Below are 14,406 nucleotides of genomic sequence, written 5' to 3'. Positions count from 1 at the left end.
CTAACTTATTCATAAATTTAACTTTACAAGAATAGTTTTACAAATTTTCAATTTGAAATTTTCATTCTTTTAAATTTCAAATTCCAATCTTTTTGAATCCCAAATCCCAATCTAATTGGAATTTGGAATTTAAAAAATTGAAAGTTTTTTGAATTAATCCTCTCGATCTTGGAATACAAAATTGATTCCGATCTGGAATGCCGCGCTTCTGGCTTTGGACAAATCTTTGTATTCGAGAATATTATTTACCAAAGCATAAAGATTGACTGAACCAATTGTTCCCGCCAGTCCTAATCCGATATTTTTGTTTGAAAATGTATCGAAGGTATAAGTGGCTTTTACATCTAATTTTCTAAAAATATTTCTTCTATAAAAAGCAGTCAAAGCAACTAAAGGTTCACGTGGCGTTGTCATGGCAAAAAGCTGTGCTCCTACTGCATTTTTATAATATTTTTCGACTTGTCCTCTGCAATTACATTCGTCATCTGGACGCGCTTCTCCAAATGAATATTGAATTGAGGAATAAAATTTAGTAGGACGCCAAGTTGTATATTTATTGTAAAGTGTTTCTTCTGGTATGGCTTCTTTAAATTCATCAAAAACATTTTCTGGGTTATCAGTACCCATAAAATCAGGATTTACACCATTGTATTGATACGTTCCCTTGTAGGTGCGTGTTTCAATATCTTTTGTCTGCCTTATAAAACCTAGATCGACTATACTTGCTGTAAGCTGTAAATTTTCTTTTATATAATAGGTAATTCCAGCATCTAATCCGAGTCCTAAACTTCCATTAAAGAAGGTATTATGAGCAATATCTCGGACTACATTTCCTTCGTATTCATCTTTTGTGAATTTAGAAATTCCAGAAGTTTTTAATTCTAAATTTGAAGAAATGATTTGATTGTACAAATTTGGAGTTCCAGCATTCTGTCCTGTATAGATATAACCGGAATTTTTAGTTGAAGTAGCATTTGCACCACTTGAATAGATTTTGGCGCGTCCTCCAAATACAAATTTATCGCTTACTTTTTTATGATATCCGACATGAAATACAGAAAGCACCTCAGCTTTAGCACTTATATCTCCGAGATTAAATGATTTTCCAATGTAATCTCTATTTCCGTTTAACGCCAATAAAGCCGGGTCTTTTGGAACGTACATGAAAAAATCAAATTCCTGATACAATCCGAACGAAACGTACGAACGGCTTTCTCTGCCTCCAACTCTAAAGCCACCAGAGAATATTTCTAACTGTTGATTGGTTACTACTTTATCATTACTAGACGATCTATTAATTACGTCTCGAACTTTTTGATTAAAATCTACTCCATTATCGGCAAATAAATCATACGCCGAAAAGCTGTTTGAACCTACATTGGCAGAAATTCCAGATAGAACTGGGAAACCAAAATAGTATTTATACGATACGTCGGCTCCAGGATTCACGAGAGAGGATTGTGGAATAGAAGTGAAATTATACAACAGTTCTTTATTTTGACAAAAACAAGAAAGCTGAAAAACGATGCAGAAAATCAGATATATTTTTCTCATTCGATCACTAAATAAGCTGTTGCACTTGATCTCAATTTTAAATTTCCTAAACTTTCATTATTTAATGGCGGCCCAGCGGCGATTATAACTACAAAACCAATTTTGGTCGTTTGTTTTAAAAGATTTAATCGCTCGTTTTCAAACACTTCTGTCGGATATTTTATAACATTCGTCATTCCTTGATAAGCCGGAACGGTATAAGATATGGTTTGCAATATTTGATTATCATCGTTCATCAACAGCAGATTCACAATAAAAGTTCTATCAATATTATTCTCAATTTCGAAATTAAATTCTGCTTTCTTCAAACGGTTGGTAAAAAAGCTTTCTTTAAAAACGTCAAAGCTTCTTGTATCAAAAGCAATGTGAGTTCCCCCATCATCTATAAGCTGATTAGCAGGAATATCAAAATAAGCAAGATTTGCTACGAAGACGGGCTCTAACTTTAAATCTTTTACCTGATCGAAATCTAAATCACTTGAACAGGAAAAAAATAAAAAAGCCAAAAGTATTATGCTTGAAATTTTGCGCGAAGAATTCGATTTCATAACAAAAATTATATGAATAATAAATGTAACGCTTAATGTTTACATTCATTATCTAAGGTAAGAAAAATAACTATTTTTTAATGAAACTTTCCGAACAATTTTGAAGCTTCATTATAAGCGCTTTCAAAACTTAGAGCGTTTAAGCCTGTAGTTTTTTTATTAGCAGTGAAGTAAGAAATTAGTTTTTCTGTCGGCATATTTCCGGTTAATTTATCGGTTGCCATAGGACAGCCTCCAAAACCTTGTATTGCACCATCAAAACGAGTACAGCCTGCTTTTGCGGCAGCATCGATTTTCTCGAACCAGCTGTCAGGTGTGGTGTGCAGGTGAGCGCCAAATTCTACTTGAGGATATTTAGGAATTAAATGCGAAAACAAATACGTAATAACGTCTGGGGTAGAACTTCCAACAGTATCTGAAAGTGATAAAATTTTCACTCCCATTCCAACAAGTTTTTCCGTCCATTCTCCCACAATTTCAACATTCCAAGGGTCTCCGTAAGGATTTCCAAAACCCATTGAAAGATAGGTGACTACTTCTTTATTTTTCTTAGAAGCAACTTCTAAAATTTCTTCAAGCGTAACTAAAGATTCTGTAATCGTTTTATGTGTATTACGCATCTGGAAATTCTCGGAAATAGAAAACGGAAATCCTAAATATTGAATCTGCTCATATTCTGATGCTTTAACCGCTCCTTGAGTATTGGCAATTATAGAAAGTAGTTTACTTGAAGTTTGAGACAAATCAAGCTGTGCTAAAACCTCAGCAGTATCCTGCATTTGCGGAATAGCTTTTGGAGAAACAAAACTTCCAAAATCAATAGTATCAAAGCCTACTCTAAGCAAAGCTTGTATGTAGGAAACTTTATTTTTGGTCGGAATAAAATCCCTAATGCCTTGCATGGCATCTCTAGGGCATTCAATAATTTTGATTTCTTTATTCAAAGCTTACTCATTTGTAAAAGGCTAAGTTAGTTTCTTTTTTAAATAAATAAAAGATAATTTTAGATAATGCAGTTATTACCTAATATCGTAATAGAAAGAATTATTACCTAAAAATGTAATAATTTTAAATATTACCAAAAAGAGTAATAATTAATTTTATTACTTATATTTGTAATACAAAGTTTATTATTTTTTAATTATATTTGATTATGACTAGCGTAATTACAGGCGATATAATTGGCTCAAGACAGCAGAAATCAGATCATTGGGTAGATGATTTAAAAAACATCTTAGCTCCATTTGGATCAACACCCAATAAATGGGAGGTTTACCGCGGAGATGAATTTCAAATTGAGATTCCAAATCCAGAAGACGCTATATTAGCTGCCATTTTGGTAAAAGCGCATTTACGAGCTATAAAATCAGATGCGCGAATGAGTATTGGCTTTGGAGATAAAACTCATAATGCCAAAAGAATATCCGAAAGTAATGGTTCTGCCTTTATACATTCTGGAGAACTTTTTGAGACTTTAAAAAAACAGAAAGTCACATTGGCACTTCGAACTGGAAACAATGATTTTGACGAAAAACTAAATTTAATGCTGCAGTTAGCTTTAACTTTTATGGACAGCTGGCTGGTGCAATCGGCAGAATTTGTGGCCGTCGCGATAGAAAATCCCACTTTGTCTCAAGAAGAATTAGGACAAAAACTAGGAATTAATCAAGCTGCGGTAAGCCGAAGACAAAAACGCGCTCAGTTTGATTTGGTTATGAATTTAGACCGCTATTTTAGAAAAGAAATAAAACAAATTACAGCCTCATGATTTTATTTATAAAACTGCTTTTAGCTCATTTACTGGGAGATTTTATCTGGCAGCCTAATTCTTGGGTAGCCGATAAAGAAATTAAAAAACATAAAAGTATTTACTTGTATGTTCATATTTTACTTCACGGAGTTTTAGCTGCGCTTGTGGCTGGAAAAGTCAGTTTTATACCTTATGCGGTTTTAATTGCTGTTACCCACGGTATCATTGACTTAATTAAACTCAATTTTCAAAAAGCAAAAACAAAGCGAACTTGGTTTGTTGCAGACCAAATTGCGCACATTATTATATTAATTGCCGTTGTAATGCTTTACGAAAATAATGGCATTATCGACTTTTGGGTTATGAATGAATTCTGGATTTTAATCACCGGAATTTTATTGGTAACCAAGCCCACTTCTATTTTCATAAAAACCATTATTTCGATCTGGAGTCCAGAAAGTCAAAACAGCCATCAAGACAATTCTCTTGCCAGTGCAGGAAATTACATTGGCATATTAGAACGTTTATTTATACTTTGCTTTATCCTAACTGCTCATTTTGAAGCAATAGGGTTTTTATTGGCCGCAAAATCTATCTTTCGATTTGGAGATTTAAAAGAAGCCAAAGACCGCAAGCTCACCGAATACGTGATGATTGGTACTTTAATTAGTTTCGGAATCGCGATAATAGTCGGATTAATTCTTCAGGCGCTTCTTTTACAACTGCCCTAAAACTTTTTTATTGATTGCTTTAATCAGCGCTGGACCTTCATAAATAAAACCTGTATACAATTGCACTAAACTTGCTCCTGCATTTAGTTTTTCGATCGCATCATCTGCAGAATGAATTCCGCCTACTCCAATAATTGGAAATGCTTTATTGCTTTTTTCAGAAAGAAAACGAATTACTTCTGTAGAGCGTTTTGTCAATGGTTTTCCAGACAAACCTCCCATTTCTGACTGATTTGCAGATTGTAAACCGTCTCTTGAAATTGTAGTATTGGTTGCAATTACTCCAGCAATCTGGGTAGTTTTTACAATATCTATGATATCTAACAACTGCTCATCTGTAAGATCTGGAGCAATTTTTAATAAAATTGGTTTTACTTTCTGCGTACTTGTTTTCTGCTTTTCAATGTTTCTGTTTTGCAAAGTCTGCAGCAAAGCAGTTAAAGGTTCTTTGTCTTGTAAAGCTCTTAAATTTGGTGTATTTGGCGAACTTACATTCACTACAAAATAATCTACATGATCAAACAAAGCATCAAAACAAATGATATAATCGTCTACAGCATTTTCGTTTGGAGTTACTTTGTTTTTTCCAATATTTCCTCCAATCAAAACTCCAGAATTTTTCTTCAAACGTTCTACAGCTTCCAAAACGCCGCCATTATTAAAACCCATTCGGTTAATAATTGCCTGATCTTCTTTTAAACGAAATAAACGTTTTTTTGGATTTCCTTCCTGACCAACCGGCGTAACGGTTCCAATTTCAATAAAACCAAAACCAAAATCAGAAAGTTCTTTGTACAACTTTGCATCTTTGTCAAATCCTGCTGCAAGTCCAACGGGATTTTTGAATTTAATTCCGAAAACTTCTCTTTCTAATCGAGAATCTTTTACTTCATAAATTGATCTTATAATTGACGAAACTCCTGGGATTTTTGAAATGAATTTAACAAATGAAAAAGTAAAGTAATGCACTTCTTCAGGATCAAACCAGAAAAGTATCGGACGAATTATCAATTTATACATGAGTGTGTTGTTGTTATTTTGGGTGCAAATTTAAATATTATAGTTTAAAAAGGTGCTTTTTTACAAAAACAAATAATTTCAATTTTGTTTCATTCTTCAAAAACATAATTAAAAACATAAAGTCAAAAATTCAATTTTTAAGGTTGCAAGTTATAATATGAAACAACTTCAAGCACTTAAACTACCTGCTTCAGATTTTTTATTAATTAATTTTGAAGCAATTAAGAATCTTTTATACAAATCAATGCAACTATATGTATAAAGAATATCCAACAAATCGAAACCCAATCATTCTGTCATTAATTCTCATATTATTAATTGGTTTTAAAGGCTTTTCGCAGCATGAAAAAGACACTACAAAACTGATGACTGTCCGTTATGGCAACAAGGGAATCGAATTACAAACACGAGATAATAAATTTCTATTTCAATTACAAAGCAGATTTCAGTTTCGTTTTTCTACTCCTTACGATGCAGATCCAGTTACTTACGATGATTATGCTCAAGATGCACAAACGGTTTTTAAAATAAATCGTGCCAGATTAAAAGTCGGCGGACATGCTTTTGAACCTTGGCTAAAATACTATTGGGAATACGAATTAAGTCAGTCCAACTTACTTGACTTTAGAATTATGATCGAAAAATGGGAGTGGCTGAGTTTTAAAGTCGGGCAATGGAAAACAGAATTTACCCGCGAACGTTTCATTAGCAGCGGCGAACAGCAAATGGCAGAGCGGTCTTTAATTAATCGTCCGTTTACAGTAGACAGACAATTGGGAGTCGAAGTTTACGGACATTTGAAAGGCAGCGGCATAGCTGACTTTAATTACTGGGCGGCTGCGCTGACAGGAACTGGACGAGGAAGTTCGGTAAATGATGACAGCCATTTAATGTATTTTGGAAGAGCGCAATGGAATTTTTTGGGTCGATTTTTGGATTTTGAAGGCTGTGATTTAGAATTTCACGAAAAACTTACACCAATTATTGCTTTTTCAGCCATAACAAATAGAAGTCCATACACTCGTTTTTCTCAAGCTGGTGGAGGTTCCTTAGAAGGATACGAAAATGGTTTGCCAGGTCAATATAGAGTTAATCAATGGAATGTAGAAACGGCTTTTATGTATCGTGGTTTTTCTTGGCAGAGCGAATGGCATACTAAAGAAATTATTGATAAATTAAACAATAATGAAACAACAACGCTAAAAGGATATTATGTTCAGGCTGGATATTTCTTTCATAATGTTTTCGATTGGTGGCCAAAACATTTGGAAATGGCAGGAAGACATGCTGCTTACAGACCAGATAATTCAATAAGACAAAATAGACAAGATGAGTCGACATTGGCTTTTAATTGGTTTTTTAAAGGCCATAAAAATAAACTAACTTCTGAAGTAAGTTATTTTAGTTTTCAGGATAAAACTTTACCGCTTGAGCAAGGCTGGCGTTTTAGAATACAATGGGATATTTCATTGTAAGAATATTCTATTTTTTAAATCAAAAATACTTGCCTAAATCTTAAATACAAATTCTTTTTTTTAATAACTTTATCTAACTTAAAATACTGAAAATGAAAAATATAAATAAAACAATACGAAAAGCAGTACTAACTTGTTTAGCTGGATCGTTTTTTTTGATTTCTATTGACAGCATGGCGCAGCGACGAGTTGGAGGAAATGGCGGAGGAGTTCACAGACCGAGTGGAGGAACTCAAACAAGGCCTGCGGCAACAAGACCCGCAAACCAATCCCGACCAGCTGTAAACAGACCTTCTACAAACAAACCAGCAGTAACTAGACCTGGATCTAATGGCTCGGGAACTAAAGTAACCAGACCTACAAATAGCTCGAACACTAGCATTAACAACAGAAACAATACAACAAACCGTAATTCTAATAACACCATAAATTCAGGCAATAGAAATACAAACATAAGCGGCAATACAAGAAATGTTGACCGAAGTAGAGATATAACGATAAATAATAACCGAAACACTGTCGTGAGAAGAAATACTGTTGTGTATGCACGTCCTCCGTATGTATATGGCGGTTATAGATATCATGCTTATAATCCATATTATTTTCATCCTTACAGACCTTATTACTATGGACCAACATGGCATCCTTGGGGATTTTTTGTAGCAACCTTAGCGGTTACAGCAATAGTAGTAAGCGTCGAAAGTTCACAATATCATTATGATCAGGGAGTTTGGTATGCACCTTCTAACGGAGGTTACACGGCTGTTCCGGCTCCAGTTGGAGGAACTGTTAATAATATTCCAAGCGGCGCACAAACTGTTAATACAGGAACAGTAAATAATTATTACTATGGAGGAACTTATTATGAAAAAGACGGCAATACTTATAAGGTTGTGCCTCCAACAGCAGGAACAATAGTTGATAATTTACCAGAAGGCGGCGAAGAAGTTACGATTGGAGATGTAAAATATGTAAAATTTGGAGAAACTTATTATCAACCCGTTCAAGTTGACGGCAAAGAAAAATATGAAGTAGTTCTTGTTGAAAAAGACAAATAATTTATTAATCCTATATAATTACTATAGTATTAATAATTATTTTTATAATTTTATCCCATCAATTTGACAACCAATTCAGATCAAAATCAATTACCATGAAAAATAAAACCTTTTGGATTTTTGCTGTCCTGACAATTTCTATTATTTCTCTTGCTTACGGTTATACCAAATTAATGGTGCCTAAAAAAGAAATAGCTGAAACTGCAGAATGTCATGAAATTCCAAACACTTCAGCACCCTCAGTATTTAAGCCAACTATCGAAAATAAAGATAAACCTGCAGGAAAAGCTCCAGAAGGTATGGTTTGGATTCCAGGCGGAGAATTCTCAATGGGAAGCAATGTCGAAGATGAAAGTTTATGTAGTATCAAAGGTGTAACGAAAGATGCAGCTCCTATTCACCGCGTATATGTTGATGGATATTATATGGATAAAACCGAAGTTACCAATGAAGAGTTCGAAAAATTTGTAAAAGCAACTGGTTATGTTACGGTTGCAGAGCAAAAACCAACCAAAGAAGAATTTCCTGGTGCGAATGAAAACGATCTTGTAACGGGTTCGGTTGTCTTTACACCTACTCCATCTGCTGTTAATTTAAACAATTTCCTGCAATGGTGGCGTTATGAGCCAGGTGCCGACTGGAGACATCCTGATGGTCCTCAAAGTACAATTAAAGGCAAAGAAAAATATCCTGTGGTACATGTAGTATACGAAGATGCAGCAGCTTATGCAAAATGGGCTGGAAAAAGACTTCCGACAGAAGCAGAATGGGAATTTGCTGCTAGAGGTGGTAAAACAGGAAATCTATATGCTTGGGGAAATGATTTAAAACCGAAAGGGAAATTTCAAGCCAATATTTATCAAGGGCATTTCCCAATTAAAGATGGCGATACTGGCGAAGACGGATTTAAAGGAATTGCTCCTACAGCTCAATATGCACCAAATGCTTATGGCTTATATGATATGGCAGGAAATGTATGGGAATGGGTAAATGACTGGTATAGTGTTGACTATTACAAATCATTGGCCGATAGCGGCAAAACAGTAAAAAATCCGCAAGGACCTGATGCTTATAATGATCCAAATGATCCGACAGAAGTTAAACGAGTTCATCGAGGCGGTTCATTTTTATGTACCGACCAATATTGCACACGATACATGGTTGGAACGAGAGGAAAAGGCGAAATTAGATCTGCGGCAAATCATGTGGGTTTTAGATGCGTCAAAAGCAAATAATAGTAAAAAAACAAATGAAAGGGATTCTGCACAGAATCCCTTTTTTTATTAATTCAGATATGGAAAGCTAAATTATGCAGGAGAAAAATTTTCTATATTTGCTAAAAAATCAAAGAAATGCAACATATCATAGATCGTTTTATTAGTTATATAACAATTGATACAGAATCAGATCCAAATTCGCAAACAACGCCAAGTACTGAAAAGCAGTGGAATTTGGCCAATAAATTAGTTGAAGAACTAAAAACAATCGGACTTGAAGATGTAACTATTGATGATAAAGCGTATATCATGGCAACGCTGCCAAGCAACGTAGATCACGAAGTTCCAACAGTAGGTTTTGTTTCTCACTTTGATACTTCGCCAGATTTTAGCGGTGCCAATGTGAAGCCTCAAATTGTTGAAAATTACGACGGAAAAGATATTGTTTTGAATGCAGAAAAAAACATTGTTTTATCTCCAAATTATTTCAAAGATTTACTGCAATACAAAGGGCAAACCATTATTACAACCGACGGAACAACACTTCTTGGTGCCGATGACAAAGCGGGAATTACAGAAATTGTTTCGGCAATGGAATATCTAATTCAGCATCCAGAAATTAAACATGGAAAAATCAGAATTGGATTTACTCCAGATGAAGAAATTGGACGTGGTGCGCATCATTTTGATGTAGAAAAATTTGGAGCGCAATGGGCTTATACGATGGACGGAAGTCAGATTGGCGAGTTAGAATATGAAAATTTCAACGCAGCTGGAGCTAAAATTACTTTTAAAGGAAAAAGTGTTCATCCTGGTTATGCAAAAGGAAAAATGATTAATTCTATGCTTTTGGCAAATGAATTTATCAATGAACTTCCAAAAGGAGAAACCCCAGAAGAAACAAAAGGTTACGAAGGATTTTTTCACGTTCATCACATAAAAGGAAACATCGAAGAAACAGTTTTAGAATTGATTATACGTGATCATAATAAAAAGAAATTCGAAAAGCGAAAAGAGCTTATCGAAAAAATTGCCAAAAAATTCAATAAAAAATTTGCTAAGAAATTTGGTGAAGATATCGTAATTGCAGTCGTAAAAGATCAATATTACAATATGAAAGAAAAGGTTCTGCCAGTAAAACATATTGTTGATATCGCTGAAAAAGCGATGCGAGAATTAAACATCAAACCGATCATCAAACCAATCCGCGGCGGAACTGACGGTTCTCAATTATCTTTTATGGGATTACCTTGCCCAAATATTTTTGCGGGCGGACATAATTTCCACGGAAAATATGAATATGTTCCTGCCGAAAGCATTCAAAAAGCGACAGACGTAATCGTAAAAATTGCTGAGCTTACTGCAATTCCAGGAATTTTTGATGTAACTGAAAAACCTAAAAGAAAAAGATAAAGTGGAACCGAATTCTGATAAAAAGCACGTTTGGGACAAAGTCAATCAGTGGGAAGAAGAACTTCTTTTTCTTAAATCAATTATTGACAAAACTGAACTGGTTGAGACCATAAAATGGGGAGGACCTATTTATGTTTACAACAAAAAAAATGTTATCGGAATTGGAGGTTTTAAAAACTATTTTGCAATCTGGTTTTTAAACGGTGTTTTTCTGAAAGATGAGAAAAAGAGGTTGATCAATGCTCAGGAAGACAAAACAAAATCAATGCGTCAATGGCGTTTTACTTCGAAGGATGAAATAAACGAAAAAGAAGTCTTAGAATACATTCACGAAGCGATTGAAAACGAAAAGCAAGGAAAAGTTATTAAACCTTCTAAAAAAGAAGCAATTGTTTCTGAACTTTTAGATCAAGAAATGACAAAAAATCCAGCTTTAAAAGAAGCATTTGCCAAGTTTTCGCCCTATAAACAATATGAGTTTTTAGAATATATTGAAACGGCAAAACAGGAAAAAACAAAACTTTCGAGAATTGAAAAAGTGATTCCCATGATTTTGAATAATGTTGGATTGAATGATAAATACAGGTAAGTTAAATTTCAATATTTAAAATCCAAATTCCAAGTAATCAGAGACCTTTGTCAAAGTTTAAAACTTTGACAAAGGTTTTTTTATGCGCAAAAATGTCATTGCGAGGAACGAAGCAACCTTACTAACAAAAGATAATTTTTGAAATAGTAAATGAGATTGCTTCGTTCCTCGCAATGACAATGCAGCTCGTTAATTTCAAAACAAAAAAAATCCCAAACTCCTTTTGGAATTTGGGATTTAAAATATTGTAATTTAAAATTATGCTTTCTTATTCAAAGCAGCACTCAATTCAAGAGAAATAGCTGAACGCTCTAATTTTAATTTTCCAGACATTGTTTCGATTACAACTGTAGTTTCTGCTAATTCTGCAATTTTACCGTGGAAACCGCTTTTAGTAACTATTCTATCACCTACTTTTAGGCTGTTTTCAAATTCTTTTTCGTTTTTAGCTCTTTTTTGTTGTGGTCTAATCATGAAGAAATAGATTACCACAAACATCAATAGAAATGGCGCAAATTGAGTTAATTGTCCCATAATTTAAATTTGTTTTTGATTTATTATTAATATCTTTTTTAATATCTGTGACTTCGCTCATAGAGACAAAGCCATTGGAATTTGGATTTTTCTTTTTGAAATTTCGTTGTTTTTACATTAACCCTCTTCCTACTTTCACCATTTTTTTATTGGCTGTAAGTTCCTTAACAAGGTTATCTAAAATTCCGTTGATAAAAATACTACTTTTTGGTGTAGAATACTCTTTTGCAATTTCTAAATATTCGTTAAGAGTTACTTTTACTGGAATTGAAGGGAATTTTAAAAATTCGCAAATTGCCATTTTTAAGATAATTGTATCAATTTCAGCAATACGATCACTGTCCCAGTTTGGCGTTTTATCTTCATATTCTTTTGCAAAAGCAGCTTCATTCAAAACAGTTCTTCTAAATAAATCTTTTGCAAAATCTTTATCTTCAACATCTTTGTACAATTTCGGAACTCTAAAATCGTCTGGATCTTCTGTTTTAATTGCTTTTAATTGTTTTACGATATGCGTATTTACAACAGGAATATCATCAACCCAAGTCAATTTATCATCTTCCAAATACTCGTATAATTTTTCGTTTGGAACAATAACATTTTCGAACAAATCAATAATAAATTGTCTGTCTTCTTCGAATGTATTTACATTATTGCTCATGTAGTTTTTGTACAAATCACTGGCTTTTACATCATTTAAAAGTAAAATGATATAATCATCGTTTAATGACCAGTTATTGATTTTACGATTTTCTAGAGCGATACTAAGAGAATTGCTTTCGGCAAGAAGTTGAAAAATTTTGTTCTTTACAAACTTTTCATTCGGATTACGTTCTGCGGCAGTTGCCAGGTGTTTTTTACTTGAAAGATGCAAATAGACAGCTTCTTTTTTGCAGATTTCTATCAATGAAGAAAGCATTATAAGATATAAGTCCTGAATATTATCAATACTATAAAAAAGAAATTTTTCTTCTTTTTCCATATTATCAGAACCGCTTTGGTGCATTGCATAAATGGATTGCATTACTTTAACGCGTATGTGTCTTCTATTTACCACCTTGTAAGAACATTTAAAAATTAGTCTGCAAAATTAGGAATTTCAATCCTGATATTAAAATTAATTCGTAAAAAAGTATTCAGTTTTAGCCGCGGTATTCAGTCGCGGTCGCGGTATTCAGTCGCAGTATTCAGCAAAATAATGAAGTCCTCAAAAAAAATGTAAACTGCGACTGGGACTATAAACTAAAAAAAATCCCAGCTTCCAGAAAAACCTGAAAACTGAGACTGCGACTGTAAACTAAAAAAATTACTTCGCAGCGTTCTCGATTCTTCTTTGATCGATACGATTTTGAGCAATTGTAAGAGCCGCTTTATGAGTTGTCATATTATTTTGAGCAGCAAAATCAATAATTTCTAAAGTTGTATTGTAGATATTTTCTGTTTTCATCATGATTTCAGCTTTACCGTAGTTCGCTAATTCAGCGTAAACATTGATAATTCCACCCGCGTTGATCAAGAAATCTGGAGCGTATAAAATACCTCTTTCCTGCAATCTTGCACCGTGAACATTCTCATCAGCTAATTGATTGTTGGCTGCACCAGCAATAACTTTAGCTTTAATTTTGTTTACTGTATTATCATTAATTGTTGCTCCCATTGCACACGGCGCATAGATATCAACATCTGCTGTATATAAATCTTCGCCGGTATAAATTGTTGCATTGTATTTTGAAGCAACTTGATATAATTTTTCTTCATTAATATCAGTAATAGTTACCTGAGCTCCTTCCTTAGTCAAATACTCCACCAATGTTTCACCCACGTGTCCAATTCCTTGAACCAAAACTTTTTTACCATCTAAAACATCAGTTCCAAACTGACTTTTAGCAGCAGCTTTCATTCCTAAATAAACTCCGTAAGCAGTTACAGGAGAAGGATTTCCAGACCCGCCTCTTTCTTCAGAGATACCAGTCACATAAGGCGTTACATCTCTTACAGTATCCATGTCTTTTGTTTCCATTCCGACATCTTCTGCAGTAATATATCTTCCGCTTAATGAATGTACAAATTCACCAAACTTACGCATCAATTCAGGTGTTTTTTGAGTTTTAGCATCGCCAATAATAACAGCTTTACCTCCACCAATATTAAGTCCAGTAATGGCAGATTTAAAAGTCATACCTCTTGAAAGACGTAAAACATCATTTAAAGCTTCCCATTCTGTGTTATAATTCCACATTCTAGTTCCTCCCAAAGCTGGACCCATAACCGAATTATGAATACCAATAATTGCTTTTAAACCTGTATCTTTGTCATTGCAAAATACAATTTGTTCGTGATCGTCAAAAGATAATTGACCAAAAACAGGATCCATTTTTTGAAGTTCCTTTCCAGTTGCGAAAGTTGCATCCATAGCGCTAGTATTAATTAGGTTAAAATTATGAATTTGTCAAAAAGACTTCTCAAACATAATTAAAAAATACACATGTGCTAATTTTTTATCTTTAAAATAACAAT

At 33.8% G+C, this 14,406-nt stretch carries 14 protein-coding genes; 7 read left to right on the top strand and 7 right to left on the bottom strand.

Going from position 1 to position 14,406, the window contains the following annotated elements; translation table 11 throughout:
• Positions 1-153 precede the first annotated feature (153 nt).
• The 3 genes from EDB96_RS10540 to EDB96_RS10530 all read right to left on the bottom strand — a co-directional run bounded on the left by EDB96_RS10540 (position 154) and on the right by EDB96_RS10530 (position 3,046).
• Positions 154-1,554, bottom strand: coding sequence for a DUF5723 family protein (locus tag EDB96_RS10540; RefSeq protein WP_134140684.1), 1,401 nt, complete (start codon positions 1,552-1,554; stop codon positions 154-156).
• Complete coding sequence (locus tag EDB96_RS10535) at positions 1,551-2,102, bottom strand: hypothetical protein (RefSeq protein WP_134140682.1); 552 nt, start codon at positions 2,100-2,102, stop codon at positions 1,551-1,553. The genes EDB96_RS10540 and EDB96_RS10535 overlap by 4 nt, the downstream gene beginning before the upstream one ends.
• A 77-nt stretch (positions 2,103-2,179) precedes the next feature.
• Positions 2,180-3,046, bottom strand: coding sequence for a hydroxymethylglutaryl-CoA lyase (locus tag EDB96_RS10530; protein ID WP_134140681.1), 867 nt, complete (start codon positions 3,044-3,046; stop codon positions 2,180-2,182).
• Positions 3,047-3,255: 209 nt separating this feature from the next.
• On the opposite strand from EDB96_RS10530, the gene EDB96_RS10525 reads away from it, so the two are divergent.
• Complete coding sequence (locus tag EDB96_RS10525) at positions 3,256-3,870, top strand: hypothetical protein (RefSeq protein ID WP_134140679.1); 615 nt, start codon at positions 3,256-3,258, stop codon at positions 3,868-3,870.
• Complete coding sequence (locus tag EDB96_RS10520; RefSeq protein WP_134140678.1) at positions 3,867-4,583, top strand: DUF3307 domain-containing protein; 717 nt, start codon at positions 3,867-3,869, stop codon at positions 4,581-4,583. Before EDB96_RS10525 ends, EDB96_RS10520 begins: the two co-directional genes overlap by 4 nt.
• Here EDB96_RS10520 and EDB96_RS10515 read toward each other — a convergent pair.
• A complete protein-coding gene (locus EDB96_RS10515; RefSeq protein ID WP_134140677.1) occupies positions 4,569-5,603 on the bottom strand; it encodes a quinone-dependent dihydroorotate dehydrogenase in 1,035 nt (344 codons plus the stop codon). The two genes, EDB96_RS10520 and EDB96_RS10515, sit on opposite strands and share 15 nt — an antisense overlap.
• A 254-nt stretch (positions 5,604-5,857) precedes the next feature.
• Between EDB96_RS10515 and EDB96_RS10510 the strand changes: the two genes are divergently transcribed.
• The 5 genes from EDB96_RS10510 to EDB96_RS10490 all read left to right on the top strand — a co-directional run bounded on the left by EDB96_RS10510 (position 5,858) and on the right by EDB96_RS10490 (position 11,355).
• On the top strand, positions 5,858-7,078 hold the full coding sequence (locus EDB96_RS10510; RefSeq protein WP_134140675.1) for an OprO/OprP family phosphate-selective porin: 1,221 nt from the start codon (positions 5,858-5,860) through the stop codon (positions 7,076-7,078).
• A 92-nt stretch (positions 7,079-7,170) separates the two neighbouring features.
• Positions 7,171-8,136: a DUF6515 family protein gene (locus EDB96_RS10505; RefSeq protein WP_134140674.1), complete on the top strand. Its 966-nt coding sequence runs from the start codon at positions 7,171-7,173 to the stop codon at positions 8,134-8,136.
• Between the two features lie 95 nt (positions 8,137-8,231).
• A complete protein-coding gene (locus tag EDB96_RS10500; protein WP_057119160.1) occupies positions 8,232-9,371 on the top strand; it encodes a formylglycine-generating enzyme family protein in 1,140 nt (379 codons plus the stop codon).
• A 117-nt stretch (positions 9,372-9,488) separates the two neighbouring features.
• Positions 9,489-10,766: a peptidase T gene (gene pepT, locus EDB96_RS10495; RefSeq protein ID WP_134140672.1), complete on the top strand. Its 1,278-nt coding sequence runs from the start codon at positions 9,489-9,491 to the stop codon at positions 10,764-10,766.
• A 1-nt stretch (position 10,767) separates the two neighbouring features.
• Complete coding sequence (locus tag EDB96_RS10490; RefSeq protein ID WP_134140670.1) at positions 10,768-11,355, top strand: YdeI/OmpD-associated family protein; 588 nt, start codon at positions 10,768-10,770, stop codon at positions 11,353-11,355.
• 258 nt (positions 11,356-11,613) lie between these two features.
• Here EDB96_RS10490 and yajC read toward each other — a convergent pair whose 3' ends face one another.
• The 3 genes from yajC to EDB96_RS10475 all read right to left on the bottom strand — a co-directional run bounded on the left by yajC (position 11,614) and on the right by EDB96_RS10475 (position 14,302).
• Positions 11,614-11,889, bottom strand: coding sequence for a preprotein translocase subunit YajC (gene yajC, locus EDB96_RS10485; protein ID WP_134140668.1), 276 nt, complete (start codon positions 11,887-11,889; stop codon positions 11,614-11,616).
• 112 nt (positions 11,890-12,001) lie between these two features.
• Positions 12,002-12,913 carry a transcription antitermination factor NusB gene (gene nusB, locus EDB96_RS10480; RefSeq protein WP_134140666.1) on the bottom strand — a complete coding sequence of 304 codons (912 nt, stop codon included), beginning with the start codon at positions 12,911-12,913 and terminating at the stop codon, positions 12,002-12,004.
• Between the two features lie 282 nt (positions 12,914-13,195).
• Positions 13,196-14,302, bottom strand: coding sequence for a Glu/Leu/Phe/Val family dehydrogenase (locus EDB96_RS10475; protein ID WP_134140664.1), 1,107 nt, complete (start codon positions 14,300-14,302; stop codon positions 13,196-13,198).
• Positions 14,303-14,406 lie beyond the last annotated feature (104 nt).

The organism is Flavobacterium sp. S87F.05.LMB.W.Kidney.N (assembly GCF_004366435.1).
Classification (GTDB): Bacteria; Bacteroidota; Bacteroidia; order Flavobacteriales; family Flavobacteriaceae; genus Flavobacterium.
The sequence above is the reverse complement of the archived record's forward strand: the minus strand, read 5'-3'. Positions and strand labels throughout refer to the sequence as shown.

Coding starts and splice junctions, on each gene's coding strand:
- EDB96_RS10540 (WP_134140684.1), bottom strand. CDS start 1,554: ATGAGAAAAATATATCTGATTTTCTGCATCGTTTTTCAGCTTTCTTGT.
- EDB96_RS10535 (WP_134140682.1), bottom strand. CDS start 2,102: ATGAAATCGAATTCTTCGCGCAAAATTTCAAGCATAATACTTTTGGCT.
- EDB96_RS10525 (WP_134140679.1), top strand. CDS start 3,256: ATGACTAGCGTAATTACAGGCGATATAATTGGCTCAAGACAGCAGAAA.
- EDB96_RS10520 (WP_134140678.1), top strand. CDS start 3,867: ATGATTTTATTTATAAAACTGCTTTTAGCTCATTTACTGGGAGATTTT.
- EDB96_RS10515 (WP_134140677.1), bottom strand. CDS start 5,603: ATGTATAAATTGATAATTCGTCCGATACTTTTCTGGTTTGATCCTGAA.
- EDB96_RS10510 (WP_134140675.1), top strand. CDS start 5,858: ATGTATAAAGAATATCCAACAAATCGAAACCCAATCATTCTGTCATTA.
- EDB96_RS10505 (WP_134140674.1), top strand. CDS start 7,171: ATGAAAAATATAAATAAAACAATACGAAAAGCAGTACTAACTTGTTTA.
- EDB96_RS10500 (WP_057119160.1), top strand. CDS start 8,232: ATGAAAAATAAAACCTTTTGGATTTTTGCTGTCCTGACAATTTCTATT.
- pepT (WP_134140672.1), top strand. CDS start 9,489: ATGCAACATATCATAGATCGTTTTATTAGTTATATAACAATTGATACA.
- yajC (WP_134140668.1), bottom strand. CDS start 11,889: ATGGGACAATTAACTCAATTTGCGCCATTTCTATTGATGTTTGTGGTA.
- nusB (WP_134140666.1), bottom strand. CDS start 12,913: ATGCAATCCATTTATGCAATGCACCAAAGCGGTTCTGATAATATGGAA.
- EDB96_RS10475 (WP_134140664.1), bottom strand. CDS start 14,302: ATGGATGCAACTTTCGCAACTGGAAAGGAACTTCAAAAAATGGATCCT.